General features: G+C 61.7%; 25 protein-coding genes. 20 read left to right on the top strand and 5 right to left on the bottom strand.

Annotation, left to right across the window (positions count from 1 at the left end):
- Position 1 precedes the first annotated feature (1 nt).
- The 5 genes from KIO76_RS02455 (at position 2) to KIO76_RS31525 (ending at position 4,138) form a co-directional block, all read left to right on the top strand.
- On the top strand, positions 2-862 hold the full coding sequence (locus KIO76_RS02455) for an endonuclease/exonuclease/phosphatase family protein (protein WP_213321299.1): 861 nt from the start codon (positions 2-4) through the stop codon (positions 860-862).
- Between the two features lie 6 nt (positions 863-868).
- Positions 869-1,789 (top strand): ABC transporter permease, encoded by a 921-nt coding sequence (locus tag KIO76_RS02450; RefSeq protein ID WP_213321298.1) that lies wholly within the window; start codon positions 869-871, stop codon positions 1,787-1,789.
- Between the two features lies 1 nt (position 1,790).
- Positions 1,791-2,663 (top strand): ABC transporter permease, encoded by an 873-nt coding sequence (locus KIO76_RS02445; RefSeq protein WP_213321297.1) that lies wholly within the window; start codon positions 1,791-1,793, stop codon positions 2,661-2,663.
- Between the two features lie 81 nt (positions 2,664-2,744).
- The gene (locus tag KIO76_RS02440; protein WP_213321296.1) at positions 2,745-3,089 is read left to right on the top strand and encodes an ArsR/SmtB family transcription factor; all 345 of its coding nucleotides are present in this window, start codon (positions 2,745-2,747) and stop codon (positions 3,087-3,089) included.
- Between the two features lie 56 nt (positions 3,090-3,145).
- On the top strand, positions 3,146-4,138 hold the full coding sequence (locus KIO76_RS31525; protein WP_213321295.1) for an SRPBCC domain-containing protein: 993 nt from the start codon (positions 3,146-3,148) through the stop codon (positions 4,136-4,138).
- A 68-nt stretch (positions 4,139-4,206) separates the two neighbouring features.
- Here the strand turns inward: KIO76_RS31525 and KIO76_RS02430 are convergent, their stop codons facing one another.
- Together KIO76_RS02430 and KIO76_RS02425 are read right to left on the bottom strand one after the other, a co-directional pair.
- On the bottom strand, positions 4,207-4,611 hold the full coding sequence (locus KIO76_RS02430) for a VOC family protein (protein WP_213324966.1): 405 nt from the start codon (positions 4,609-4,611) through the stop codon (positions 4,207-4,209).
- Positions 4,612-4,827: 216 nt separating this feature from the next.
- Positions 4,828-5,274 carry a MarR family winged helix-turn-helix transcriptional regulator gene (locus KIO76_RS02425; protein WP_213321294.1) on the bottom strand — a complete coding sequence of 149 codons (447 nt, stop codon included), beginning with the start codon at positions 5,272-5,274 and terminating at the stop codon, positions 4,828-4,830.
- Between the two features lie 68 nt (positions 5,275-5,342).
- Here KIO76_RS02425 and KIO76_RS02420 point away from each other — a divergent pair, with 68 nt between their 5' ends.
- The 3 genes from KIO76_RS02420 to KIO76_RS02410 are packed head-to-tail and all read left to right on the top strand — an operon-like array spanning position 5,343 to position 7,414.
- The gene (locus tag KIO76_RS02420) at positions 5,343-6,080 is read left to right on the top strand and encodes a DUF899 domain-containing protein (protein WP_213321293.1); all 738 of its coding nucleotides are present in this window, start codon (positions 5,343-5,345) and stop codon (positions 6,078-6,080) included.
- Between the two features lie 8 nt (positions 6,081-6,088).
- On the top strand, positions 6,089-6,580 hold the full coding sequence (locus KIO76_RS02415) for a DUF1579 domain-containing protein (protein ID WP_213321292.1): 492 nt from the start codon (positions 6,089-6,091) through the stop codon (positions 6,578-6,580).
- A 42-nt stretch (positions 6,581-6,622) separates the two neighbouring features.
- Positions 6,623-7,414 carry a VOC family protein gene (locus KIO76_RS02410; protein WP_213321291.1) on the top strand — a complete coding sequence of 264 codons (792 nt, stop codon included), beginning with the start codon at positions 6,623-6,625 and terminating at the stop codon, positions 7,412-7,414.
- A 65-nt stretch (positions 7,415-7,479) separates the two neighbouring features.
- Here the strand turns inward: KIO76_RS02410 and KIO76_RS02405 are convergent, their stop codons facing one another.
- Complete coding sequence (locus KIO76_RS02405) at positions 7,480-8,589, bottom strand: sulfite oxidase (RefSeq protein ID WP_213321290.1); 1,110 nt, start codon at positions 8,587-8,589, stop codon at positions 7,480-7,482.
- 312 nt (positions 8,590-8,901) lie between these two features.
- On the opposite strand from KIO76_RS02405, the gene topA reads away from it, so the two are divergent.
- The 4 genes from topA (at position 8,902) to KIO76_RS02385 (ending at position 13,098) form a co-directional block, all read left to right on the top strand.
- Positions 8,902-11,664: a type I DNA topoisomerase gene (gene topA / locus KIO76_RS02400; RefSeq protein WP_213321289.1), complete on the top strand. Its 2,763-nt coding sequence runs from the start codon at positions 8,902-8,904 to the stop codon at positions 11,662-11,664.
- A 181-nt stretch (positions 11,665-11,845) separates the two neighbouring features.
- On the top strand, positions 11,846-12,046 hold the full coding sequence (locus tag KIO76_RS02395; RefSeq protein ID WP_213321288.1) for a CsbD family protein: 201 nt from the start codon (positions 11,846-11,848) through the stop codon (positions 12,044-12,046).
- Positions 12,047-12,262: 216 nt separating this feature from the next.
- Positions 12,263-12,610 carry a hypothetical protein gene (locus KIO76_RS02390; protein ID WP_213321287.1) on the top strand — a complete coding sequence of 116 codons (348 nt, stop codon included), beginning with the start codon at positions 12,263-12,265 and terminating at the stop codon, positions 12,608-12,610.
- Positions 12,610-13,098: a hypothetical protein gene (locus KIO76_RS02385; protein ID WP_213321286.1), complete on the top strand. Its 489-nt coding sequence runs from the start codon at positions 12,610-12,612 to the stop codon at positions 13,096-13,098. Before KIO76_RS02390 ends, KIO76_RS02385 begins: the two co-directional genes overlap by 1 nt.
- Before the next feature lie 150 nt (positions 13,099-13,248).
- Here the strand turns inward: KIO76_RS02385 and KIO76_RS02380 are convergent, their stop codons facing one another.
- Positions 13,249-14,082: a response regulator gene (locus KIO76_RS02380; RefSeq protein WP_213321285.1), complete on the bottom strand. Its 834-nt coding sequence runs from the start codon at positions 14,080-14,082 to the stop codon at positions 13,249-13,251.
- Between the two features lie 242 nt (positions 14,083-14,324).
- On the opposite strand from KIO76_RS02380, the gene KIO76_RS02375 reads away from it, so the two are divergent.
- Together KIO76_RS02375 and KIO76_RS31520 are read left to right on the top strand one after the other, a co-directional pair.
- Complete coding sequence (locus KIO76_RS02375) at positions 14,325-14,564, top strand: NepR family anti-sigma factor (protein ID WP_213321284.1); 240 nt, start codon at positions 14,325-14,327, stop codon at positions 14,562-14,564.
- Positions 14,565-14,834: 270 nt separating this feature from the next.
- Positions 14,835-16,610, top strand: coding sequence for a histidine kinase dimerization/phosphoacceptor domain -containing protein (locus KIO76_RS31520; protein WP_213321283.1), 1,776 nt, complete (start codon positions 14,835-14,837; stop codon positions 16,608-16,610).
- A gap of 143 nt (positions 16,611-16,753) precedes the next feature.
- Here the strand turns inward: KIO76_RS31520 and KIO76_RS02365 are convergent, their stop codons facing one another.
- Positions 16,754-16,930 (bottom strand): DUF1328 domain-containing protein, encoded by a 177-nt coding sequence (locus tag KIO76_RS02365; protein WP_213321282.1) that lies wholly within the window; start codon positions 16,928-16,930, stop codon positions 16,754-16,756.
- A 576-nt stretch (positions 16,931-17,506) separates the two neighbouring features.
- Here KIO76_RS02365 and KIO76_RS02360 point away from each other — a divergent pair.
- The 6 genes from KIO76_RS02360 (at position 17,507) to KIO76_RS02335 (ending at position 24,567) form a co-directional block, all read left to right on the top strand.
- Positions 17,507-17,800: a NepR family anti-sigma factor gene (locus KIO76_RS02360; protein ID WP_213321281.1), complete on the top strand. Its 294-nt coding sequence runs from the start codon at positions 17,507-17,509 to the stop codon at positions 17,798-17,800.
- A complete protein-coding gene (locus tag KIO76_RS02355) occupies positions 17,800-18,363 on the top strand; it encodes a sigma-70 family RNA polymerase sigma factor (RefSeq protein WP_213324965.1) in 564 nt (187 codons plus the stop codon). Before KIO76_RS02360 ends, KIO76_RS02355 begins: the two co-directional genes overlap by 1 nt.
- A gap of 163 nt (positions 18,364-18,526) precedes the next feature.
- Complete coding sequence (locus tag KIO76_RS02350) at positions 18,527-19,183, top strand: TetR/AcrR family transcriptional regulator (RefSeq protein ID WP_249729450.1); 657 nt, start codon at positions 18,527-18,529, stop codon at positions 19,181-19,183.
- Positions 19,180-20,259, top strand: a complete 1,080-nt coding sequence (locus tag KIO76_RS02345; protein WP_213321280.1) for an efflux RND transporter periplasmic adaptor subunit — start codon at positions 19,180-19,182, stop codon at positions 20,257-20,259. The genes KIO76_RS02350 and KIO76_RS02345 overlap by 4 nt, the downstream gene beginning before the upstream one ends.
- 137 nt (positions 20,260-20,396) lie before the next feature.
- Positions 20,397-23,555 (top strand): efflux RND transporter permease subunit, encoded by a 3,159-nt coding sequence (locus tag KIO76_RS02340; protein ID WP_213321279.1) that lies wholly within the window; start codon positions 20,397-20,399, stop codon positions 23,553-23,555.
- 100 nt (positions 23,556-23,655) lie between these two features.
- Entirely contained in the window at positions 23,656-24,567 is a 912-nt protein-coding gene (locus tag KIO76_RS02335) for a tellurite resistance TerB family protein (protein ID WP_213321278.1), read from the top strand.
- Positions 24,568-24,580: the final 13 nt, after the last annotated feature.

Below are 24,580 nucleotides of genomic sequence, written 5' to 3'. Positions count from 1 at the left end.
AATGCGCGTCGTCACCTACAACATCCAGTACGGCAAGGGCCGCGATGGCCGTTATGACATCGATCGGGTCGCCGATGTGCTCATCGGCGCCGACATCATCGGCCTGCAGGAGATCGAGGCCTATTGGGAGCGCTCGGGCAATATCCACCAGGTCGAGCGCATCGTGGAGCGCCTGGGCGACTACCACGCCGTCTACGGCGCGACGGTGGACATCGACAAGCATCTGGACGGCCGGCATGTCCGCCGCCAGTTCGGCAATGCCATTCTCTCCCGCTGGCGGATCATCACCACGCGCACCTTTCTGTTTCCGAAGCTGACCCCGCTCACGGCCCACGCCATCCAGCGCGGCGTCACGGAGGCGACGATCGAGACGCCGCTCGGCCTCATTCGCGTCTATTCCAGCCATTTCTCGCATCTCTGCGACGAGGAGCGGCTCATCCACGCGCAGACGACGCTCGACGTGCATCGCCGTGCCCTGATCGACGGCCCGGTGTCGGCCGGCGGACATCCCGATACCTCGTGGCTGGAGGAACCGCCGCCGGCGGTGCCCGCCGAGGCGATCCTGATGGGGGATCTCAATCTGACGCCGGACAGCCCGGTCTACGAGCTCCTCGTCGGCCCGACCAGCGGCATGTACGGCCGTCTCAATCCGCCCGACTGCTTCTGTGATGCCTGGGTGGCCGCCGGTCATGCGGAGAATGAAGGCGATACCATCTATCTCGACTGGGACGCCAGGACTGGCAAGCGCATCGACTATATCATGGTGACGCCCGGCCTCAGGGCCAAGGTCGCGTCGGCCGAGGTGCTGCGCGATGCCGACGCCTCCGACCATCAGCCGCTCGCGGTTACCTTCCGCGCCTGACGCCCCATGTTCAGCTTCGCGATCATCAAGATTGTGCGGGCCATCATCACGCTGTGGGCGGTGATGACCTTCGCCTTCGTCTTCATGCGCCTGACGGGCGATCCCGCTCGCGAGCTCCTGCCGGACAACGCAACGGAGGAGGTGATCGCGCTCTTCCGCGCCCGCTGGCGGCTCGATCAAACCCTGTGGACGCAGTATGTCGTCTATCTCAACAACCTCATGCATGGCGATTTCGGCCAGTCCCTCGCCAACGGGCGTGAGGCGCTGACCGTGGTGCTGGAGCGCTTGCCCGCCACCTTGACCCTGACCGGCACCGCCTTCGCGCTCGTACTCGCCATCGGCATTCCCGGCGGCATCATCGCCGCGCTCAATCGCGGCCGACCGCTCGATCAGGTCATGATGCTGTTCTGCTCGCTCGGCTACAGTCTGCCGAATTTCGTGCTTGGCGTGACGCTGATCTTCTTCCTGGCGGTGGGATTGCGCCTCTTGCCGAGTTCGGGCAGCGCGACACCCGCCCATCTTGTGATGCCCGTCATCACGCTTGGCTTTTCCGGCGCGGCGGTCATCGCCAGGTTCACGCGCTCCGCCGTGCTCGAGGTGCTTGAACAGCCCTATGTGCGCGCGGCGATCGCGGCGGGCGAGACGCGCCGGCAGGCGATCCTGAACCATGTCCTGCCTAACGCGGCGATCCCCATCGTCACGATCATCGGCTTCTCGCTCGGCGGCCTCGTCGGCGGCTCCATCATCGTCGAGCAGGTCTTCGGCTGGCCCGGAGTCGGACGGCTGCTGGTCGATGTCGTCGGCATGCGTGATCTCGCCGTCGTGCAGGCGCTGGTGATGCTCTTTGCGACGACGATGACGCTCGCCAACCTGTCCGTCGACCTGGCCTACGGCTTCCTCAATCCGAAAATCCGCAGGCGGCACTGAGATGAGCGTCATCGATTTCGGCCGTGGCTTCCGGATCGGCCGGGGCGGGGGCAAGCCCGTACCGCTGGCGATCGCGGTCGCCTTCATCTGGATCACGGTGATCCTTGTGGCCTCGATCGCGGCGCCGGTCATCGCGCCCTTCGGCTACGCGGAGCAGCAGCCTCTCCTGCGTTTGAAGCCGCCAGCTCTCCTCGGCTATGACAATCCCTTCCTCTTCGGCAGTGATCATCTCGGCCGCGATGTCTTCAGCCGCACACTTTACGGCATTCGCTTTTCCATCATCATCGCGCTGTTCGGCACGCTCATAGGCATGCTCATCGGGGTAGCGCTCGGGATGCTGGCGGCGCGTCTGCGTGGCTGGTGGGAGGAGGCGATCATGATGCTCGTCGACATCCAGGCCTCTCTTCCCTTCATCATCTTCGCGATTACGGTCGTCGCCTTCTTCGGCAAGAGCTTCTGGCTCCTTGTCATTATCGTCGGCTTTGCCGGCTGGGAGCGTTACGCCCGGCTTGCGCGCGGGCTCGTGCTCGATGCCGAGACGGCCGGCTACGCGGGGGCCCTCAGGGCGCTGGGCGCCGGCTCGCCACGCATCTATCTAAGGCATATCCTGCCCAATATCGTCGGCGCGCTCATTGTGCAGATGACGCTCAACTTCCCCGAGGTCATCCTTTTGGAGACAGGCCTCAGCTTCCTCGGCCTCGGCGTCCAGCCGCCGCTTACCTCGCTCGGCCTTCTCGTCAACGAGAGCCGCAACTACATCGTGCTCGCGTGGTGGATGGCGGCCGTGCCCGGTGCCGTCATCGTGCTCACCACCTTGTCCGTCAGCCTGATCGGCGACTGGATGCGCGACCGCTTCGATGCGCGCCTGCGCTGACCCAACGAAGCGGCGCGAGGGCCGCATCGATCATTAAACCAAGTGGTTGACTGATAGGAATGCACCGGCTAATTAAACCATATGGTTGAACAACAGCCGGCGTCGCTCGATCGTGTTTTCCATGCCCTCGCGGATCCGACGCGCAGGGCGATGCTGCGCGCCTTATCGCAGCAGGACCGTGCGATCGGAGAACTGGCTGAGCCTTTCGCCATGTCATTCGCAGCAGCCTCGAAGCACATCCGTGTGCTGGAGGGCGCTGGCCTCGTGAAGCGCCGTATCCAAGGCAGGTCTCATATCTGCCGCATCGCTCCCGAGCCATTGGCGATGGCCGACGAATGGTTGCGGTTTTATCAGCGCTTCTGGTCCGCTCGCTTGGATGGGCTGGAGGCCTTGCTCAATGCTGAAGACACTGCTGGCGGCGCATGAGAGAAGAGGGTCGCTCGTAGCACCGCCGTGGAAGTGGAAGAAGAGGGAGACGCACAGTGACTTCCGGGCCTCGTAAACTCCGCCTCGTGCGAACATTCAACACGTCACCTGAAGCCCTGTACGCCGCATGGACCGAGCCCTCGCTGGCCCGGCGCTGGCTTTTCACCTCCCCTCAAAGCGAGAGGAACAACCACAAGCTGGATGTGCGTGTCGGCGGCCACTGGACGGTTACCGACCGGCGAGGCGGCGAGGATTACACGGCGGTCGGTGAGTATACTGAGGTCGACGCGCCCCACAGACTCGCCTTTACCTTTGCAATGCCTCAGTTCTCACGCAATAGCGATCTGATAACTGTTGAAATCGAAGCAGATGGTGACCGCGCGCGCATGGTTTTCACCCAGGAAGGGGACGACATCGCGAAGGAAATCGCCAAGGAAGGTGACGCTGCTGAAGGAGGAACCGCTCACGGCTGGACCTTGATGTTCGACAGCCTCGCAGGGCTCTTCCAACTCGACGAGCGGCCCGGCGAGAAGATTGATGCGCATACGGTTCGTTTCGAGCGGCTCTTGCCTGGCCCTATCGAGCGAGTCTGGGCTTATCTCACCGAGTCGGACAAACGCGGCCAATGGCTGGCTTCTGGCGCGATGCCCAGCGCAGCCGGCGCGATTTTCACGATCCGCTTCGATCATATGTCGCTGTCGCCGCACAAGCAGGAAACGCCGGCCCGCTTCAAGGAATATGAAGGTGGCATTGACAGCCCCCATCGCATGATCTGTTTCGAGCCACCGCATGTCCTTGCCTTCACGTGGGGTGATGGCATTGAGGACAAGTCGGAGGTTCGGTTCGAGCTCTCGCAGATCGGGGACAAGGTGCGGCTCGTCCTGACGCACAGTCGTCTCGGCGCGATCAAGGACATGGTCAATGTGTCCGGCGGCTGGCAGCCGCACCTGGCCGTATTGGCGCACAGGCTGGCCGGACTGACCCCGCCGTCATTCTGGCAGCTCTTCGAGGGTGTCGAGGACGATTACGCCAAGCGCTTCTCGGTGTGAAGCATGCCGCAAGGCTGCTGCAGGCGGCCTTGCGGCAGTCGAGACATCGGTGGGATAAAGAAGACGTCTCAGGTGGGCTGGACGAAGCTCGGATCCATATAGAAGATTTCCCAGGCGTGACCATCAAGGTCCTGGAAAGCATGCTGGTACATGAAGCCGTAGTCTTTCGGTTCGCTATAGGTCTTCCCACCCGCGGCGACCGCCTTGCTCACTAAAGCGTCGACAGCTTCGCGGCTTTCCAGGGATAGGGCGATCAGGACCTCGGCATCCTTCGACGTGTCACAGATATTGCGTGGGGTGAATTCCTTGAACTTCGCTTCCGTCAATAGCATTGCATAGATGGTATCGCTCATGACCATGCAGGAGGCGGTCTCATCCGTGAATTGAGCGTTAAACGTGAAGCCTAGTGACTTGAAAAATGAGATTGATGAATCAAGATTCTTGACAGGTACATTCACAAATATGCTCTTGATCATGAGGTTTCCTTCCATGCTTGGCCAGATATGTGTATCCGGTCATTCTCGTTACGGTGATCTGTGAGCGTTGAACTGTGCCCAAGAGATATCAGGCGAGCTCACCCAGGGAGAGGCGCGCGGATTTCCACACCCCTGCTCGTCAGAGCAGCACTTGGGAACCGCAGACCGTCCTCGCCTAGGTCCATCCCGTGGATGCAAGGTATAACGATGCCATCAGGCAATTCGGGCTAGGTCGTGGCGAATACGTGCAGGGCCGCCGGGGCCGAGCAAGGCATCAACAACGGCATGTTCGCGTTTCCAGATCGGGACTGCTTCCGCCAGCAAGGCCTTGCCACCGGCTGTCAGAGACAGGAGGCGGCTGCGCTTATCCTTAGGGTCCGGGGCAATCGTGATAAGGTCGCGCCGTTCGAGGGGCTTCAGGGCAGCCGTCAGCGTCGTCCTGTCCATCGCCAGCAGTGAAGCCACTGAACCGATTGCCGGTGGATGTGGCCGATTGAGCGACATCAGCAATGAAAACTGCCCGTTCGTCAGCCCAAGAGGCCGGAGCGCCTCGTCGAAACGCCGCGCCAATGCGCGGGCTGCGCGCTGCACATGGAGGCACAGGCACGTATCTCGCACCAGAATAGTCGTTTCAAAAGGTATCTCGACGTGCTTTGACATGGCTTAATAATGTTGATATCAACGTAATTGTCAAGCCATAAGCTCATATCTGCTGCAAGGAGGCCGCAATGCAAGGCAATCCTGTCGTGTCGCGCGACGAATGGCTCACCGCGCTCAAGGCCCTGTTGGAGAAGGAAAAGGAAATGACGCGGCTGCGCGATGCGGTGAACGCCGCGCGGCTGGCCCTGCCCTGGACGAAGGTCGAGAAGGCCTATGTCTTCGATACGCCGGGTGGGCCGAGGGATCTGGGGGAACTGTTCGCCGGGCGCAGCCAGCTCGTGATCTATCATTTCATGTTCGGACCGGACTGGGAAGCCGGCTGTCCAAGCTGTTCATTCCTCGCAGATCATCTCGATGGCGCCTTGCCCCATCTGGAGCATCATGACGTCACCTTGACGCTTGTGTCGCGGGCTCCGCTTCAGAAGCTGCAGGCTTACAAGCAGCGAATGGGTTGGCAGCTGCCATGGGTTTCATCCTATGGTAATGACTTCAACTTCGATTTTCATGTATCCTTTTCGCCGGAAGAGCTCGCCAGCGGCAGTATATTCTATAATTTCGGTATGATGCCACCGTTCGGGGATCTGAATGAACTCCACGGGTTGAGCGCTTTCACGAGAAACGAAGCCGGAGATGTGTTCCATACTTATTCCGGCTACGCGCGGGGCCTTGAGGAGCTCCTGGGCGCCATGATGGTGCTCGATCGGGCGCCGAAGGGACGCAATGAGAAGACCGTAATGGATTTCGTGCGCCGTCACGATGAATATCAGGATCAATCGCAGTCCATCTGTTGTCATTCACAAGGATGAGCACTTTCATGAAAGTCGAACCTCAGAAAGAACATCGCTGGCTCGAGCAACTTGTCGGTGAGTGGACAGTATCCATGCCCTCCTGTGACGACGGCTCGGAGGCTTCATCCGGGGCGCCACCTGAGCCTTGGTCCGAAACGGCGCGCATGCTCCATGGCGTCTGGCTGATTTCGGAGGGGAGCGGCGAGATGCCAGGCGGTGGAGCAGGCACAAACCAGCTGACTCTTGGTTACGATCCAGCCAAGCAGCGTTATGTCGGAACCTGGATCGGCTCGATGATGACACATCTTTGGGTCTATGAGGGCACGCTCGACCCGACAGGCAAGATCCTGACGCTCGATACGGTGGGGCCGGCGTTCGAGGACCCCACCAAGAGCACGCGCTATCAGGATATCATCACAATTGAAGACGATAACAACCGTACGCTGTCATCCCGCTTTCTCGCCGAGGATGGGACGTGGAAGCCGGTGATGACAATGCATTATCGCCGAAAGGCGTGATTTCCGCTGTTCTGAAGCGTTTTGCAAATGGGAGGACATGCGATGGCGGGGCCACAAGGCAAGTTCGTGTGGTATGAGCTGGCCACCAGCGACAAGGGGGCTGCCGAGGCGTTTTACAAGAGCGTCGTAGGATGGACGATGCAGGATTCCGGGATGGTCGATTTTCCATACACCATCCTCCATGTGGGCGAGCAGCCGATCGGTGGCCTGATGACTCTGCCGCAGGATGCCTGCGATGCCGGCGCCAAGCCGGGATGGATGGGTTACATCGGCGTCGAGGATGTTGATGCCAAGGCGGACGCCGTCGCGAAAGCTGGCGGCAAGATCTACCGTGCTCCGGAGGACATTCCGGAGGTTGGGCGGTTTGCCGTCGTCGCGGATCCCCAAGGTGCGGTTTTCACGCTGTTCAAGGGCCAGGGGGAGGACCAGCCGGATGCGGCGCCGGGGGCCAACGGCCATGTGGGCTGGCATGAGCTGATGACCACCGATCACAAGGCGGCCCTCGCTTTCTATTCCAGCCTATTCGGTTGGACGAAGGATGAGAGCCTCGATATGGGCCCCATGGGAATCTACCAGCTCTTCGCCTACGGCAGCAATGCTGTCGGCGGGATGATGGACAAGCCCCCAGCCGTGCCTGCCCCCTTCTGGACCTTCTACTTCAACGTCGAAGACATCGACGAAGCCATCGACAGGATCAAGGCGGGCGGCGGGCAGGTTATCAATGGGCCGATGGAGGTGCCTGGAGGATCGTGGATCGCACAGGCGCTCGACCCCCAGGGCGTGGTGTTCTCATTGGCGGCGCCACCCAAGGGCGGCATGGCCCCCACGATGTAAGGCTTGCGCCTGAGTAAGCTCCTATGGCGCGGCATCGCGCGCGACGCTGTCTGCGCGTCCTGCCCTCAGATCACGAAATTGTCGGCCGGCTCCTCGGGGCCGGTCGTCGCTTCAATCATGACCGGGATGACCCAGTTGGCTGCATAGCTCTCGCGGTCAGGCTGAGGGACCTCGGGTTGGCGATTGCCGAGAGTATCCGTGGCCCGTGACCTGATGTGGTAGCGGCCGGGGGCAGGCGGCGTCCAGATGAATTCCCACAAGCGCCAGCCGTGCGGCGTGGCCGGACCAATGAGGGTCGCGCCCTGCCACGCCGGGTTGTCGCCGGTCGCGACCTCGACGATTCCGAGGCCATGCTCACCCGCCCACGCTGCTCCATGAATGCGCAACGGGCGGCCCGCTTCCACAACCGCGCCATTGATGGGCTGCGCGATCTGCGACTTGACGTTCATGGTCGTCAGGGGTGCGACCATGGGCTCGCCAAGTGTCCGCTCCCATTGGATGTAGTCGCGCGTCTGCCAGTAGCCGGTGAAGGGTCGCTCGACCACGTGGATCTCGACGAGCCACTTGATCCAGGCCATGCCATACCAGCCCCCGACCGCCGCTCGCAGTGGGAAGCCGTGTTCCGGCATGAGCGGTTGGTCGTTCATCGCATAGGCGAGGAGGACACTGTCTGAGAGGGCCTTGGTTATGGGCAGGCTGCGTGAGAAGGCGATCTCGCCAGGTGAGGCGGTCTTCTTGCCGGCGTCGACCAACCCGCGGTCCGCGCCAACGAGGACCACCTCGACCGCGCTCGTCCGGACGCCTGCGTGCGCCAGGACATCCCGTAGCAGCACGCCCGACCAGAGTGCATTGCCCACGGCACCGTCCTGCCACTGCAGCCCCTCCTTGGCGGGTTCATAAAAGACGCGGCCATTGCCCGCGCATTCCATCACGGCCGCGAATTCCGCTTTCGGCAAGGCCTTCAGCGCGTTGAGATCGAGCGACAGCGGCGTGTCGATTGCCCCTGTCACTGCGAGGCGCCAGTCTGCCGCAGCCAAATCCGGCATGCGGAAATGGTTTCGGATATAGAACTGATCGCTGGGGATGAGCCAGTCTGACAACCGGGAGAAGGGATACTCGACATTCAGCGGCGACTGTTGCCGGACGATCGGCGCGGGCTGCTTGCTGTCTGCCATGGACCGTGGTTCCCTCGGGTGCGTGTGAGCCCTCAGGGTAGTGACGGGCTCGCCCGCGTCAATGCCGGTAGCCGCAGCGTTACGGGCAGCCGCATTGAGGGACAGCGCCGCGGGGCGGGCGGGCCGTTGAAGAAATATCGTAACGCTTGGCAAGGGAGAGCGTACGTTCTGCCGATTTTCGGAGCTTTTTTTGACCTGGCGCGTCTCTGTGGAATTTGACTTGTAGGGCCGTTTCACCCACTTAGGACCAATCGCTGTCCAGTCCCCGCCGGGGTGCGTTTCAACATCTGTCTTTGCCAAGGACTCTTATTCATGAAGGTCGTTGTCGTCGAATCTCCGGCCAAAGCCAAGACAATCAATAAGTATCTGGGTAGTGGCTACGAGGTTCTGGCATCCTTTGGGCATATCCGCGATTTGCCCGCCAAGGACGGTTCGGTTGATCCTGACGCCGATTTCGCGATGGTATGGGAGCTCGAGGATCGCGGCGCCAAGCGCATGTCCGAGATCGTGCGCGCCGTGAAAGGGGCTGACAAGCTGATCCTCGCCACCGACCCCGATCGCGAAGGCGAGGCTATTTCCTGGCACGTGGTGGAGGCGCTCGGCGAAAAAAAGGCTCTGCGTGGCATTCCGGTCGAACGCGTGACCTTCAACGCGATCACCAAGGATGCTGTTCTGGACGCGATGGCGCATCCCCGGCAAATCGACCAGGCGCTGGTCGACGCCTATCTCGCGCGCCGGGCGCTCGACTATCTCGTCGGCTTTACCCTGTCACCAGTGCTCTGGCGCAAGCTGCCGGGCGCCCGTTCCGCGGGTCGAGTGCAATCAGTCGCGCTCAGGCTGGTCTGTGACCGCGAGCGCGAGATCGAAACCTTCGTTCCACGCGAGTATTGGTCCCTTATTGCCCTGCTCGCGACGACGCATGGAGCGACCTTCGAGGCGCGCCTTGTGGGTGCCGATGGGCAGAAGATAAGCCGGCTCGATATCGGCAAGGGCGAAGAAGCCGCAGCCTTCAAGCGTGATCTCGAAGCGGCGACGTTCCAGGTCGTCAGCGTGGAGGCGAAGCCCGCCAAGCGCCATCCGCAGCCGCCCTTCACTACCTCCACCCTGCAACAGGAGGCCTCGCGAAAGCTGGGGCTTGCACCGGCGCGGACCATGCAGATCGCGCAGAAGCTGTACGAGGGTGTCGAAATCGGCGGCGAAACGGTCGGTCTCATCACCTATATGCGAACCGATGGCGTCGATATGGCGCCGGAAGCCATCACATCCGCCCGCAGCGTCATCGGCAATGAATTTGGCGATCGCTATGTGCCGCCGCAGCCCCGCAAGTACAGCGTGAAGGCCAAGAATGCACAGGAAGCGCATGAGGCCGTGCGTCCCACCGATCTTTCGCGCTTGCCGGCGGATGTGCTGCGTTATCTCGATGCAGACCAAGCCCGCCTCTATGAGCTGATCTGGACCCGCACGATCGCCAGCCAGATGGAGTCGGCGACTTTCGAACGCACAACCGTTGATATCGCAGCGCGTGTCGGCTCGCGCGTGCTGGATCTGCGCGCGACCGGCCAGGTCGTGGTCTTTGATGGCTTCCTGAAGCTCTATCAGGAGGGCAAGGACGACGAGGCCGACGAGGACGGCGGCCGACTGCCGGCGATGAAAGCCGGTGAAAATCTCGAAAAGCGCGAGATCCGCGCCACTCAGCATTTCACGGAGCCGCCGCCGCGCTTCACCGAGGCGAGCCTCGTCAAGCGCATGGAAGAGCTCGGCATCGGCCGGCCCTCCACCTATGCCGCCGTACTCGCGGTGCTGCGCGACCGCGAATATGTCAGCCTCGACAAGAAGCGCCTGGTGCCCGACGACAAGGGGCGCATCGTCACCGCCTTCCTCGAAAGCTTCTTCCGCCGTTATGTGGAGTACGACTTCACCGCGGATCTTGAGGAGAAGCTCGACAAGGTCTCCAACCATGAGATCGACTGGAAGGCGGTGCTCCGGGATTTCTGGCGCGACTTCATCGTGGCAGTGGATGAGACCAAGAGCCTGCGCATGACAGAGGTGCTCGACGCCCTCAATGAGGAACTCGGGCCGCATATTTTCCCGCCACGCGCCGACGGCGGCGATCCACGCATGTGCCCCTCCTGCGGAGTGGGCCGGCTGTCGCTCAAGCTTGGCAAGTTCGGCTCGTTCATTGGTTGCTCGAACTACCCGGAATGTCGCTATACTCGCCAGCTGGCCGCAGGTGGCAACGGCGACGCAGAGGGTGCCGGCGAGGCCGGCGGGGGCCCGAAGGTGCTCGGCCGCGATCCGGCCACTGACCTTGAAGTCACCCTACGTGACGGCCGATACGGCCCCTATGTGCAGCTAGGCGAGGGCGAGAAGCCGAAACGGCAGACGCTTCCGAAGGGAACTGCGCCTGACGTCGTGAGCCTCGAAATGGCATTGAAGCTCCTTTCGCTACCGCGGGAGGTGGCAACGCATCCCGAGACGGGCAAGCCGATCCTGGCCAATATCGGCCGTTTCGGCCCTTATGTGCAGCATGAGAAGACCTACGCCAATATTGGCCGCGACGACGATGTGCTGGAGATCGGTGCCAACCGCGCCATCGATCTCATCGTCGCCAAGGAGCAGGGCGGCGGCCGCAGAGGCTCGAGCGACCCGGGCCGTCCACTCGGGGATGATCCCGAGAGCGGGAAGCCCGTTGTCGTCAAGGCCGGTCGCTATGGGCCATATGTAACCGATGGCGAGACAAATGCGACCTTGCCAAAAGGTACCGAGAGCGACGCGGTGACGCTCGAGGAAGCGCTCACCCTGCTGAAAGCCCGCCGGGAAGCTGGGGGTGGCAAGAAGGGCGGGAGCAAGGTTGCCGCCAAAAAGACCGCTGCCAAAAAGCCAGCCGCCAAGAAGCCAGCCGCCAAGACAAAGGCCCAACCTGCCGCGGGCAAGACCTCGCCCAAGAACGCTGCCTCCGCAAAGAGCGGGTCGAAGAAGTCGCCCGCCCAGAAGGCCCGAGCCGCAGACGAGGACGACACGTCGCAGGGGAGTGATCCTGTAGCGCCCTCTGCCAAGTCAGCGGCCGGTCGCTGAAAGTTATCTCAACATTGAAGGGGAGCGCGGTTTTCCGCCGTCTTCTCTCAGAACCTTCGGAGCACTCCGTTCCAGCGCCAATCCGGCAAAGCCGGCTGCCGGCCCAGGTTGCGATTGAAGCGTGGAACTTACCCGGGTTCGGCTCGTTCCTCTCTTGGCCGCCACTCTGGAGGAGCACCATATGAACTGGGATCGCATCGAAGGTAACTGGAAGCAGTTCAAGGGCAATGTGCAGCAGCAGTGGGGCAAGCTGACCAACGATGATCTGGACGTCGTCCAGGGTAAGCGCACGGAACTCGCCGGCAAGCTGCAAGAGCGCTATGGCGTCGCAAAGGACGAAGCCGAGCGGCAGATCGACGATTGGCTCAAGAAGACCAACTAGGCCGATCTGGGAGCGCCGCTTTATTGTTTGACGAGGGAAGGGGCGGGGCCTTTCGGCAAGAATTAAGGGCCGCGCCTAACCGTTCGCTCCACTCTTGCAGACGCCGGCAGTAGGTGAACAGTCGAAAAAATTCCGATCTTCACTACGTTTGCGCTTCCGCGTTGATCTCGGGTGGTGTGAGCATAAGAATATGAATTCTTGCTAAGGAGTAGCTTAATGGTCACCAAGCCGACTGAAGGGGACTATGCCGCCGACATTGCCAGGCTCCGCGAGGATATCACGCAGTTGTCCGCGAGCATCGCGCAGCTTGTCCAGCGAGAGACGGACCATGCCGCGGCTCAGTTGAGGACCTCGGTGGGCCGGGCAGCTGAAGCGGTCGCTGGCCGAGTGACTTCTGTTGCAGACGACGTGGCCCGGACTGGACGCCAAATGGCATCGGACGCGCAGCACGGCGTGCGTACTGCCGCCTCCGAGCTCGAATCGAACATTGAGCGCAATCCCCTGACGGCTGTGCTGATCGCCGGTGGCATCGGCCTGGTGTTGGGCCTTCTGAGCCGCAAGTAATGATAGGGCTCCTCAGGCAATTCGCTGCTGGAGCGGTCGCGCCGATTCAGGAGGCCGCGCGCCGTACCATCATCGACATCGTGTTGCTGGTTTTGGTCGGGGTCCTTGTGGTGATTGCGTTTATCTTCGGCGCGATCTCCGCGACCCATTGGCTGAGCCTGCATTATGGGTACATCCTTGCGACTGCAATCATGGCGGGGGCGTTTCTTGTCGCCGCCATCGTTGTTCTCGGGCTGCGGATCTTGCTCAACCGCCGCTCCCGCGCCCCGGCCAGAGGCGCCCTATCGCAGGGCATAAGAGTAGGGGCTGCCGCGGAGGTCGGGCTTACGGGCGCGAGTCAATCTCGGCCGAGGGGCGGTCTAACACCCGAGGAACTCGCACTCCTGGGCACGCAAGACATCGTCAAGTCATTGTCCCCGTTCCAGTTGACGTTGGTCGCGGCATTGGCGGGCTTCGTCGGCGGAAGGCTCCTCGATAAAAGGAAATAACCGATCTTTCTCAGCGCGGCATTCCGGGGTTGAGCAGACTTCTGGATTGATCTTGGCTACCTGCCGAAAGCTACTCGCCCCCGGAGCAATCCGGGGGCGAGCTGTTTGCCAGGCGAGGTGAGGATCCGGCCGTGCCGGATCCTCTCTCAGTCATCCATGGGCGGCTACGGCATCGGCGCGATGGGAGCGCCTGTCGAAAAAGAGTGCTTGGCTGATGATCGCCTTTACCGCATCCGCATTGAACGGCTTGGTCACCAGAAAGGTCGGTTCGGGGCGGAGGCCGGTTAGCAGCCGCTCGGGATAGGCCGTGATAAAAATCACCGGGATCTCGATTTCCGAAAGAATGTCGTTCACCGCGTCGATTCCGGAGCTGCCATCAGCAAGCTGGATATCAGCTAGCACAAGGCCAGGCTTTTGTGTCGCGATGGCGCTGACCGCCTCGCGGTGGGTGCGGGCGATATTGGTCACGCGGTGGCCGAGGCTTTCCACGAGAGCCTCCAGATCCATTGCGATGATAGGTTCGTCTTCAATAATCAGGATATCAGTCGCGAGCTGATCGGATATGTCCTTGCTGGCCTGCGCCAGAAGCTCGGCGACTTCTTGCTGGCTGCAATCGAGGGTTTCGGCGATGCGCTGAACTGAAAGACCCTCAACGGCCTGGAGAAGGAAGGCGAGACGGGGACGGGGGGGTAGAGCCTCCAGCCTGCGTTGAACATTCGCCTCGGCACCCAACGCGGGTTCAATGTCCATAGCCGCCGTGGGATTGGCCGCTTCGTTGAGAGGGACCGACTTCCAGACCTGCAAGAGAATGCGAAACAGCGCGACGCGAAGGTCCTGCGTGTCGTCGATTTGCGCCGGATCCGCCATGATGGCTTCCAACGTGGCAACGGCATAGGCATCACCACCGCTTTGAGTGCCAGACAGGGCGCGTGCGAAACGGCGCAGATACGGCAGGTGTGGTGCAATTGCCTGAGAGAGGGACATGAACGAACCCTTTTTCCTTGCGTTCAGACTTATCATGAGTCACGAGACGTAAAATCAGTGTAACGGCAATGCTTGTGCTAGCGCGAGGGGATAGTGTGGCGCGCAATCCAATTTCAGAACGCTGCTTTCATTGAGAAGTTCCGAAGGTCCGGAACCTTTGCGGCGCCGTTGCGTTTAATTCGGCACCAGGGTTCTACCCGGTTTGGCGAGTGGGCAGTTGTTGATATGCAGTGGAGGTGCTGATGGACCGGAAGGAGCGTCCGCAGGTTGTGCGGACCGTGCCGGCTGACGAGAGCGCACCGGGGCATTCAGCGAGCACGCCCATTCCGGCTGAACAAGGTGGCGACGGCGAGAAGCACTCCCTGCAAGACCAAATTGGGCTTCAATTGCGGTCTATGTATGATGATGTGTTGAACGAAGCGACGCCGGAGCGCTTTTTAAAGCTTCTTCAAGATCTGGATGCGAAAACGAAGCCCAAGTGACGTCTATAGGTGATATCTATCGATATCAACGCTTGCGGTGTTGTGGCTCAGAGCCTCGCATTCGTTCTCATGGGATGAAGTATGTTGTCGGGGTATCGCATGCGCAGCTGATGTTTGTTGGCGGCGCGAGGAGCCTGAAAAAATAAGATGGACATAGGCCCACATGCGCCTCCGCCGCTTCCTTTATAAGTGCGGGCCGGTTCGCGATCGCGACGCCGGGCGCGGGCCTCTGCCTTGTGGATGCGGCTTCGCGCTACGTCGAGGCCCGCCGTGACCCTCGGTCGTAGTCTTCGCAGCAGGATTGTCGTCACCCTCGGCTTTGTTCTTCTGCCGGCGGTTGTCCTTGCGTTCGTATGGATCCTGACGAATGTGAACGCCCTTCGCGATGCGAAGGTGGCGAATGCGACGCGTGCAGCCGCCGCGATGGCGCTTCAGGTCAACGAATCGTTGCGGGACATGATTCTCGCAAGCGCTGGTCTCGATGCCAATACGGGCGTGGTTCAGTCCCGGTCCGCATGCAACCGTGAGCTGGGATCCGTCATCGGCGCTCAACCGAGTTATGTCGGCGGGGCTGTTATCGATCGGGGGCGGATTGCCTGCGCGATCGGTGTTCCCGAGGAGGCCTTTGCACGTCTCGCCTCGCCAGAACGTCTTGCGACTATAACCGCCGGATTGGCGACGGGCGCCCCTCTCGTGTTGGAGAGGCTGGACACCAGCGAAGCTGAGAAGATCCTGACCGATAATGGCCTGAAAATTCCCACCGATGGCTATCTGCTAGCGGCGGTGCCGAGCAGCCTGAGCAATGACAGCCTGCTGCTCGTGCTCCTGACCAGAGAGCGCATTATCGCGGAACTCAGCGCGCATTTCATGGACGTCGCCCACGGCGCCGCGCTGTTCGGGGCTGATGGAGCGATCCTTGCGGAATGGCGCTCGGACAGCTTGCCAGAGCGATGGCTGCCCGCAATGCCGTTCGACGCTGCAACGGCGGAGGGCACCTCCATCTCCGGCGACAGCTTTCGTTATTTCAAGGTGCCGCTGGCGCGCACCGGGGTTGCGCTTCTGGTGGGATATCCGGAAAGGGCGTTCTTTGCGGCCGAGCAGAATATCCTCTGGGTAACGCTGTTGCCGCCCGTTTTGATGATGGGGGCAGCGGGTGTCGGTGCGTTGCTGGCAGTCGACCGTCTTGTGATCCAGTGGATCGTCTACCTCCAGCGTGTCACACGGGTTTACGGCAGCGGGCGCTACTCGGTCCGTGCCCTGCGTCTCAGCCGCGCGCCGCGGGAACTGGGTGAGCTCGGCTATGCCTTCAATCATATGGCGGACAACATCGCACATCATGCGACCGAACTAAGTTCCGCGATTGATGATAAGGAGCGATTGCTGCGGGAACTGCACCACCGCGTAAAAAACAACTTTCAAGTCATCGTGTCGCTCCTGAGCCTGCATAAGCAGAGCCTCCCGGTGAAGGAGCGGGATGACGTGCGCTTCATCGAGGATCACGTGAATGCCATGGCCGTGGCCTATCGCGTCGGCTACAGCTATGGGGAGATGGGTGACGCTCCGGTGGCGGAGCTTCTCTATGATATCGTCGATGGCTTGCGGCGCACCGCGGATCTCGCACCCGCCAGCGTCGTGGTGGAGGTCCCTCCCGTTACGACGCGGATCGACCTCGATCGGGCGATAGGGATCGGCCTTTATCTCGCAGCGATGCTACCCGCGTACCTCGACGCGGTTCGCGCAGGTACCGCCCAGTCGTCCGCCCCGATGAAGGTAAGGGTCGGTGCCTTTGTCGAGGACGGTACGTTGCGGCTCGCCGTCTCTATCCGACCCGCAGAAACGGCGGTCGAGTTATCTCCCCTGCGGAATCGGCTTACGCGCGCTTATATACGTCAGTTGTCCGCCCAGGAGGTGACCTCGGAGGATTGCGCGGAGAGGGCTATTCTCATTCCGCTGGATGATGTTGAGGGTGTGGGTGTTTCTCCCGGAGACCGGCCGGCGCGGACCTTCAGGATCAGTGGGAGACATCTCGGCAATACTGCCGGCTGAGCGTCGTCCATACCTTCGCTTCGAACAACGATGTGGCGCTCGTGTCGGCAGCGCCCAAACGAGAGGGATCCGGCGCTCCCCCCCCCCAGTTCGAACGCTGGTGGAGAAAGCTCCGGATCCCACCGCGCCAAGCGGCGCGTTATCTACAGCGGCGACTGCCGTCCGCGCACGATGCTGACGATCGCGGAAATAATGAAAAGCACGATTGCCACATAGAAAATAATCTGTGCAATCGACATAGCTGTTCCGGCAATTCCGCCGAAGCCAAGTACCGCCGCAATGAGCGCGATAATGAGAAATGTTATCGCCCAGCTAATCATGGTGTGTTCCTCTGCATAGAAAGATTATGCCTTTCCCTGGCGGCTCGTGCTTCATGCACTCCCGGGTCGGCGGCCTGATGCTGATAATCGCCACGCCGAACGGGCCTTGTGAAAGAAACGTGTCCTCTCAAATGAAGTTCCCGAATATGGGAGAGCACTAGATCACGTAGGCCTGCCCGTTCTCGCAAGCACGGTAATGTCTTTGCTCGAGGTTCCGCTCAGCAATACGCGCCTTATACTTCTGGGTCGGGGGCGGCCTCTGTCCCGCTCCCGCTCATGTACGGTGCCTCGCTCGATGGCCTGGGCCCTGTCGTGTGTACGTTGAGTGTGTCGCTGGCTGCGCGCTGTATGCCCGGCCCGTGGAGCGTGGAGCGAAAGCTGAGAAATTCCTATTTTCGTCTAACTGCTTGGTGATGCAGCCCGTGTAAGTTCCCTGCGGTAGTGATGGGTGTGCAGTGGAACCATTGGCCAAGCTTCGCGTTCCTGAAAAGCGAAGAATGTTTGGCCTGGGTCTCGCGCCGGGTTCGAAGTTAGCCTCCTGGTTCTGGTGGCTGAAAGTGACTGGAGTGAAGCAATATGGGGGCGCGTCGCTCTGCAGATGAAGAGACGCAGGAGTTGCATCCCGGGGGCCGTTTTGGTGGCGATGTGAGAGAAGAGAATCCCGCAGTCGACGGCGAATTTGGCGTGCGTGTCACTGGCGCGGGAGCGCTAGGTGGCATCGACGGCGCGCTTTCTCCCGCGTTGCAAGGGATCACCGCTCAATTCGCCGAACGGCTTTCGGACCTCTATCGGACAACGCTTGAGCAGCCTGTACCAGATCGCTTTCTTGAGCTGTTGGACAAGCTCGACCGCAGGGAAGGGCAAGAATGATGGAGGCGAGTGCAAACGTTAAACAGGATTTGCTGAAAGCCATCCCCAATCTGCGCGCTTTTGCCATATCCCTCTGCGGAAACCCCGAGCGGGCCGACGATCTTGTCCAGGAAACCCTGATCCGCGCCTGGGCCAATCTATCGTCCTTCACCGAAGGAACGAACATGGTGGCGTGGCTCTACACGATTTTGCGCAACGTATTCTATTCCGAGTATCGCAAGCGCAGCCGCGAGGTCGAAGATGTGGAGGGCCGCATCGCGGCAACGCAGGCGTCGCCTCCGCCGCAGGATGGACATATGAACCTGCGGGATTTCCGCCAGGCTCTCGATGAACTGCCCGATGATCAGCGAGAGGCACTGGTGCTCGTGGGCGGAGCAGGGCTATCCTACGAAGAGGCGGCGGAAATCTGCGGTTGCGCGCTTGGCACCATCAAGAGCAGGGTGAACCGTGCTCGGACCCGACTTGCGCACACGCTCGCCGTTCAGTCCGCACATGAATTCGGGCTTGAGCCTGAATGGCAGGCGATACTCGATCGTTCGGGGACCTCGCGGGCCAGCCGTTAATCCTTTGAAGTGATCACAGCTGGGATGCGACGGGAGTTCGTCGCATCTCATCGTTTTTGCGCGATTGACCGCGCGTCGGCGCCAGCGTGAGTCGCCGCTCTTGACAACGGGCAGCCCGTAGCGCATCTCGTGAGAATAAACGTTCATTCTCGCTCGGTGCGCTTTGTCCGACATTCAACTGGATCACAGCGATAGGCGCGAACGCATCCTCGATGCTGCGGAGCGCTCCTTCACGCAGGCGGGGTTTCATCGCACGACCGTGCAGGACGTCGCGCGCGAAGCGAACATGAGCCCCGGCAATCTCTATCGTTATTTCCCGTCCAAGGATGCCATCGTCACCGGGCTGGTCGAACGCGACCGCGCGATGCTGCGCGAAGATTTCGAAAGCTTTGCCCAGACAGAGCGGCTTGAAGTCGTCTTGCGGGCTTTGGCGCGCAAGCATTTCGAGGAAGCGCCACGTTCCAAGGCCGTTCTCTGCGTGCAGATATGGGCGGAAGCCACCGTGAACCCGGCCATTGCAGCGGCCAACGCGACGCTCGATAGCGATCTCATGGAGGGGATCCAGCGCCTGATCGAGGCTGGTCGGGAGCGGGGCGAAGTGGCTGAAGGCGTTGATGCCGCAGCAACCGCCCGGCTCATCATGAGCATGAGCAGTGGGTTGTTCATGCGGCGCGCCCTTTTTCCGGATTTCGACGCCGATAACGAAATCAAAGCTCTTTTGTGTGTTATCGGCGGGGTCTTGCGCGGTGACATCGGGCAAGGCGCGGTTCCGCATCCCCTATCAGGGGATGTTCTTCTGGCCACTGAGACAGATCGATGAAAGCAAGTCACATAATCGCCGTGGCCGTTATTCTTGGAGCTGGAGCCTGGATCGGATCCGGAGTCATCGGTCGTGAGCACCCGCCGCAGGAGAAGGCCGATGGAGCTGCCGCCAAGGCGGTGCCCCGCTTCCGCGTGTCTGTGGTGGAAACCCATGAGGAAAAGCACGCGCGTCGCATCGTGCTGTCTGGACGCACTGAGGCTGATCGTCGTGTGACGGTGGCGGCACGCGCCAATGGCACAGTCATCGAACTCAAGGTACGCCGCGGTTCCGTCGTCAAGACAGGGGACGTGATGGCCGTGCTCTCGGACGAGGCGCGCGAGGCGGTCGTGGCTCAGGCCAGCGCCAAGCTGGAACAGCGCCGTGCCGAGTTGAAAGCCAGGCTCACGCTCATCGAGCAGGGTAACATGGCCTCGCTGCAGAAGCCGTCGTTGCAAGCCGAATTGCGCGCTGCCGAGGCGAGCCTCGCCCAAGCTGAGGCAGAGCGAGACAAGAGCAAGGTGCGTGCGCCTATCGATGGTATCGTGAATGCGGTCCCGATCGAAAGCGGGCAGGCATTGCAGGTCGGCGCGGCGGTGGCTGATGTGGTCTCCATGGACCCCATGCTGGCAGTCGTCGAGGTCGCTGAACGCCAGCTGGCGGGCATCAAGGTCGGCGACAAGGCGACCGTGCGCCTGATTTCGGGTGGCGAGGTTGAAGGCAAGGTTCGGTTTGTCTCCACGACGGCGAGCCCGCAGACCCGCACCTACAGGATCGACGTCGAGGTCGCCAATCCCAAAGGCACGATCCCCGACGGCGTGACCTGCGAGGTGACGCTCGCTCTCGCCCCTGTGCCTGCGACCAAAGTGCCGCGATCAGCCCTGACCTTCTCAAATGAAGGGCGCCTTGGGGTTCGCTCGGTCGGCAAGAACGGCGTCGTCGCGTTTTCGGAGGTCGTCATCGTCCAGGACGGCCGCGATCAGGTCTGGCTCAAGGGAGTGCCAGACGGCGCGGCAGTCATCGTGCAAGGCCAGGACTTCGTGAAGGAAGGCGAGATAGTGGAGACCGTCCAGGCTGAAACGCTCGCCAAGATGTAGCGTCGGCTCCGATCCCGCGGCACGGGACGGACATGATGTATGGGTCCGGGACCTTCCCGCTCGGACTGCGCTGTTCTGATCAAGAAGGTGGACGGGTGCCGGGCCTCAGGTGGGGCTGAGCATTCTCCAGGACCCCGATGGCTAATCCCGTTGACTACGCGATATCGCATGCGCGCCTGACGCTCTCGATCCTTGTGTTCCTGCTGCTGGCGGGCTGGTCCGCTTACGTCAGCATTCCCAAGGAATCCGAGCCGGATGTTCGCGTGCCGATCATCTATGTCAATGTCACTCAGCGCGGTATCAGCCCGGAGGATTCTGAGCGGCTGATCCTGCGGCCGCTCGAGACGCAGCTGAAATCGGTGTCCAACGTCAAGGAGATGAGCGCCGCCGCTTATGAGGGGGGCGGCTATGTTCTGGTGGAGTTCGAGGCCGGCTTCAATTCCGACGCAGCCCTTGCGGATGTGCGCGCCAAGGTCGATCAGGCGAAGCGCGATCTGCCACGCGACGCGGATGAGCCCGTGGTGCAGGAGGTCAATCTCAGCCTCTTCCCGGTTCTCGTGGTGGCGTTGGGCGGCGACGTGCCGGAGCGAACGTTGCTGCGCCTCGCCCGTGACGCCAAAAGTGCGATCGAGCAGGTGCCAGGTGTATTGACAGCGGATCTGCGTGGTGCACGCGACGAGGCCGTCGAAATCATCGCCGAGCCCATGCTGATGAAGAGCTACGGCATTTCGCTCAACGATCTCATCACGTCATTTTCAGCCGGCAACAGCCTTGTGGCGGCCGGTGCGCTGGAGGGAACGTCCGGGCGCTTCGCGGTGAAGGTCCCGGCTTTGATTGAGAAGCCCCAGGATGTTCTAAAATTCCCGATCGCGGCCTCGGGTTCGGCCGTGGTGACACTCGGCGACCTCGCAGAAGTTCGGCCGACCTTCAAAGACGCGGTGTCGATCACCCGCGTCAATGGCAAGTCGGCCATTGCGATCGAAGTGGTCAAGCGGACGGGATCCAACCTCATCGAGACCGTCGACGCGGTGAAGAAGGTCGTGGAAGCCCTGCACGCCACCTGGCCGTCAACGGTGCAGGTGACGTTCACGCAGGATAAATCCAAAGACATTCGGTCGATGCTGCATGAATTGCAGAACAGCGTGATTACCGCCGTTCTGCTCGTCATCATCATCATGCTGCTGTTCCTCGGCGGGCGTGCCTCACTGTTCATCGGCATCGCTATCCCTGCGTCCTTCCTCGCGGGGATCCTCGGCCTGCAGCTTGCGGGATTGACCGTCAACATCGTCGTCCTGTTCTCGCTGATCCTGGCGGTCGGCATGCTGGTGGACGATGCGATCATCGTCTCGGAATTCGCAGAGCGACGCATGGCAGCCGGAATGCCCGCGCGGGAGGCTTACTCCATGGCTTCCAAGCGGATGGCGGGTCCCGTAATCGCCGCGACAGCGACGCGCGTGGCCGCCTTCTCGCCGCTGCTTTTCTGGCCGGGTATCGTCGGCGAATTCATGAAGTACATGCCGCTGACCCTGATCGCGACCCTCTCGGCATCGCTGGTCGTGGCACTGTTCTTCACGCCGACGCTCGGCGCCATTCTCGGGCGAGCGAGCGAGGTGCATGACGAGCGGGTGGCTGATCGCGGGCTCTATATGCGCGTTGTGCGGCTGTCGCTTCGCCATCCGCTATCGACGCTCGGCCTCGCGGTGGCTTTGCTGGTCGCCGTCGTCGTGACGTACGGGCGCTATGGCAACGGCGTCGAGTTCTTTCCTTCCGTAGAGCCGGATTATGGCCTCGTCCAGGTGCGCGCTCGCGGCAATCTCTCGATCGCCGAGAAGGACAAGCTCGTACGTGAGGTCGAGTCGCGCCTGCTCAATCTTCCGGAACTCGGCACGGTGTACGCCCGCTCCGGCGAAGGACAGCGCGGCTCCGACGAAGTCACCGAGGATACGGTCGGTACCGTGCAATTCGAATTCGTGGACTGGCAGAAACGCCGGCCCGCTCATGTGATCATGGAGGAGTTGCGCGAGCGCACGAAGGACATCCCGGGCGTGATCATCGAGGTCACCCAGCCCCGGGCTGGCCCCCCCACCGGCAAGCCCATCACGCTGCAAATTACGTCGCTCGATCCGGACAAGCTGTTTCCTGCCGCGCAGAAGGCGGCCGCCATCCTGCGTGCGCGTTCCGACACGCGCGACGTCGACGATGGCCTGCCGTTGCCAGGGATCGACTGGCGGCTCGAGGTGGACAAGGCTGAGGCCGCCAAGTTCGGAGCCAACCCGACCGTTGTGGGAACGGCTGTCCAGCTTGTGACCAATGGTGTGAAGGTCGCCGAATATCGGCCCAACGACACCGACAAGTCCGTCGACATTCTCGTGCGCTTCCCGGAGGAGAGGCGTAGCCTCGACCAACTCGATGATCTTCAGGTCAACACGGCCTCCGGCGCTGTGCCGATCGGGAATTTCGTGGTGCGTCAGCCTGAGAAGAAGGTCGGCCTTATCAATCGCGTTGCCGCGCGCCGCGTCGTCACGGTGACCGCAAACGTTGCCGAAGGCGTGCAGACCGCAGCGGTGCAGCAGGCCGTTATGCAGGAGCTTGCAAAGACCGATCTTGGCCAGGGCGTTTCGTTCAAGCTCAAGGGTGAGGATGAAGAGCGCGAGAAGGCGGGTGCATTTCTTATGAAGGCATTCGCGGCTGCGATGTTCCTGATCTTCGCGATCCTGCTTGCCCAGTTCAACAAGTTCTCGAGCGTTTTCCTGGTGCTGTCGGCGGTGGTGCTGTCGACAATCGGTGTGCTCATCGGGCTCATGGTCATGGGCCAGGCCTTCGGCGTTGTCATGACCGGCATCGGCATCATCGCGAATGCGGGTGTCATCGTGAACAACAATATCGTTCTCATCGATACCTACGACCGGCTTCGGGCGGAGGGCATGAACGCCTACGACGCGATCATCGAGACCTGTCGTGAGCGCGCACGCCCGGTCGTGCTGACGGCGGTGACAGCGGTGCTCGGCGTGCTCGCCATCGCTTTCGGCGTCAATCTGGACTTCGTGACGCGGGATGTGTCCATCGGCGCACCCTCGACCCAGTGGTGGGTGCATCTGTCGACGGCCATCGTTTTCGGCCTCGGCTTTGCCACCGTGCTCACCCTTGTCGTCACGCCGGCCGCGCTGATGATGATCGCCAATCTGGCCGAGTGGCGGGAGAAACGGCGGGCCCGACGCAAAGGCAGTGGACAGATGTCCGGATCGGATAAGGTTCTGGAATCGGGCGCGGTATCAGGCGGGTCCACGACGAACTAGGGCGTGCGAAGCGCAATATTCGTGCAGCAACAGCCCTGGAAACTCTGGCGCTTTGCTGCATGGCACCCTACTTTCTCCGGACAGTGAACCGGAGACGACCATGTTCGACGCCAAGAAGCTTCTCGACGTCCTCGTAGCCTCGGCCTCATCCCAGGGCCCTCAGGGTTCAACCAGGGGCCCGGCCAGCGGGCCGGCCACGTCCGGCGGCGCTTCCAGCCCCGATCTTGGCCCAGACGCCAGCGCCGGCCTCGGTGGTCTTCTTGGATCTGTTCTCAGCCAGCTCGGAGGGACGAACCGGCCCACGCAGGCCGGCCCCGCCGGTTCCAGCTCGGGTATCCCAGGTCTTCCCGGCGCCTCTGGAACGCCGAATGTCGGCGATATCGTTACGAAAGCGCGCGATTTTCTGCAGAGCCCGGCCGGGCAGAACGCCGCCAGCGCGGTGATGGGCGGTCTTGCGGGCCTGTTGCTTGGCTCCAAGTCGGGCCGCAAAGTCGCGACATCCGCCGCCAAAATCGGCGGACTGGGCCTCATCGCCGCTCTCGCCTACAAAGCCTACCAAGGTTGGCAGAACGGCCAGCCAGCATCAAGCGAGGCGACGGCCACCATCCCGGCGCTGCCCGCCCCGACAGGCACGGCTTTCGATGCGAGCACGGCCTCGCAGGATACGGCACTTGTCCTGGTGCGTGCCATGATCGCGGCGGCGGCATCCGACGGACATATCGACCCGGAGGAGCGGGGACGGATTGTCGGGGGGCTCCAGCAGGCGGGCTTCGACATGGAGGCCTCGCGCTTCCTCGACACGGAATTCTCGAACCCGGCCAGCATCACGACCCTTGCAGCGGCGGCGACGACTCCCGAGATCGGCACGCAGATCTATGCTGCTGCCCGCCTCTCCATCGATCCGGACACGCCGGAGGAAGCACGCTTTCTCAAGGAACTCGGCGAGGCGCTGGCTCTCGACCCGTCACTCATCGCGCATCTCGATACGGCCGCGGCCAGCGTGAAGGTGTAGTTTCAAAGAAATG

Source organism: Chelatococcus sp. YT9, assembly GCF_018398315.1.
GTDB lineage: Bacteria > Pseudomonadota > Alphaproteobacteria > Rhizobiales > Beijerinckiaceae > Chelatococcus.
This window is presented reverse-complemented; position numbering and strand designations above follow the sequence as displayed.

Coding starts and splice junctions, on each gene's coding strand:
- KIO76_RS02380 (WP_213321285.1), bottom strand. CDS start 14,082: ATGTCCCTCTCTCAGGCAATTGCACCACACCTGCCGTATCTGCGCCGT.
- KIO76_RS02395 (WP_213321288.1), top strand. CDS start 11,846: ATGAACTGGGATCGCATCGAAGGTAACTGGAAGCAGTTCAAGGGCAAT.
- KIO76_RS02410 (WP_213321291.1), top strand. CDS start 6,623: ATGGCGGGGCCACAAGGCAAGTTCGTGTGGTATGAGCTGGCCACCAGC.
- topA (WP_213321289.1), top strand. CDS start 8,902: ATGAAGGTCGTTGTCGTCGAATCTCCGGCCAAAGCCAAGACAATCAAT.
- KIO76_RS02415 (WP_213321292.1), top strand. CDS start 6,089: ATGAAAGTCGAACCTCAGAAAGAACATCGCTGGCTCGAGCAACTTGTC.
- KIO76_RS02340 (WP_213321279.1), top strand. CDS start 20,397: ATGGCTAATCCCGTTGACTACGCGATATCGCATGCGCGCCTGACGCTC.
- KIO76_RS02355 (WP_213324965.1), top strand. CDS start 17,800: ATGGAGGCGAGTGCAAACGTTAAACAGGATTTGCTGAAAGCCATCCCC.
- KIO76_RS02420 (WP_213321293.1), top strand. CDS start 5,343: ATGCAAGGCAATCCTGTCGTGTCGCGCGACGAATGGCTCACCGCGCTC.
- KIO76_RS02385 (WP_213321286.1), top strand. CDS start 12,610: ATGATAGGGCTCCTCAGGCAATTCGCTGCTGGAGCGGTCGCGCCGATT.
- KIO76_RS02390 (WP_213321287.1), top strand. CDS start 12,263: ATGGTCACCAAGCCGACTGAAGGGGACTATGCCGCCGACATTGCCAGG.
- KIO76_RS02360 (WP_213321281.1), top strand. CDS start 17,507: ATGGGGGCGCGTCGCTCTGCAGATGAAGAGACGCAGGAGTTGCATCCC.
- KIO76_RS02450 (WP_213321298.1), top strand. CDS start 869: ATGTTCAGCTTCGCGATCATCAAGATTGTGCGGGCCATCATCACGCTG.
- KIO76_RS02425 (WP_213321294.1), bottom strand. CDS start 5,274: ATGTCAAAGCACGTCGAGATACCTTTTGAAACGACTATTCTGGTGCGA.
- KIO76_RS02405 (WP_213321290.1), bottom strand. CDS start 8,589: ATGGCAGACAGCAAGCAGCCCGCGCCGATCGTCCGGCAACAGTCGCCG.
- KIO76_RS02335 (WP_213321278.1), top strand. CDS start 23,656: ATGTTCGACGCCAAGAAGCTTCTCGACGTCCTCGTAGCCTCGGCCTCA.
- KIO76_RS02345 (WP_213321280.1), top strand. CDS start 19,180: ATGAAAGCAAGTCACATAATCGCCGTGGCCGTTATTCTTGGAGCTGGA.
- KIO76_RS02445 (WP_213321297.1), top strand. CDS start 1,791: ATGAGCGTCATCGATTTCGGCCGTGGCTTCCGGATCGGCCGGGGCGGG.
- KIO76_RS02440 (WP_213321296.1), top strand. CDS start 2,745: ATGGTTGAACAACAGCCGGCGTCGCTCGATCGTGTTTTCCATGCCCTC.
- KIO76_RS02375 (WP_213321284.1), top strand. CDS start 14,325: ATGGACCGGAAGGAGCGTCCGCAGGTTGTGCGGACCGTGCCGGCTGAC.
- KIO76_RS02455 (WP_213321299.1), top strand. CDS start 2: ATGCGCGTCGTCACCTACAACATCCAGTACGGCAAGGGCCGCGATGGC.
- KIO76_RS02365 (WP_213321282.1), bottom strand. CDS start 16,930: ATGATTAGCTGGGCGATAACATTTCTCATTATCGCGCTCATTGCGGCG.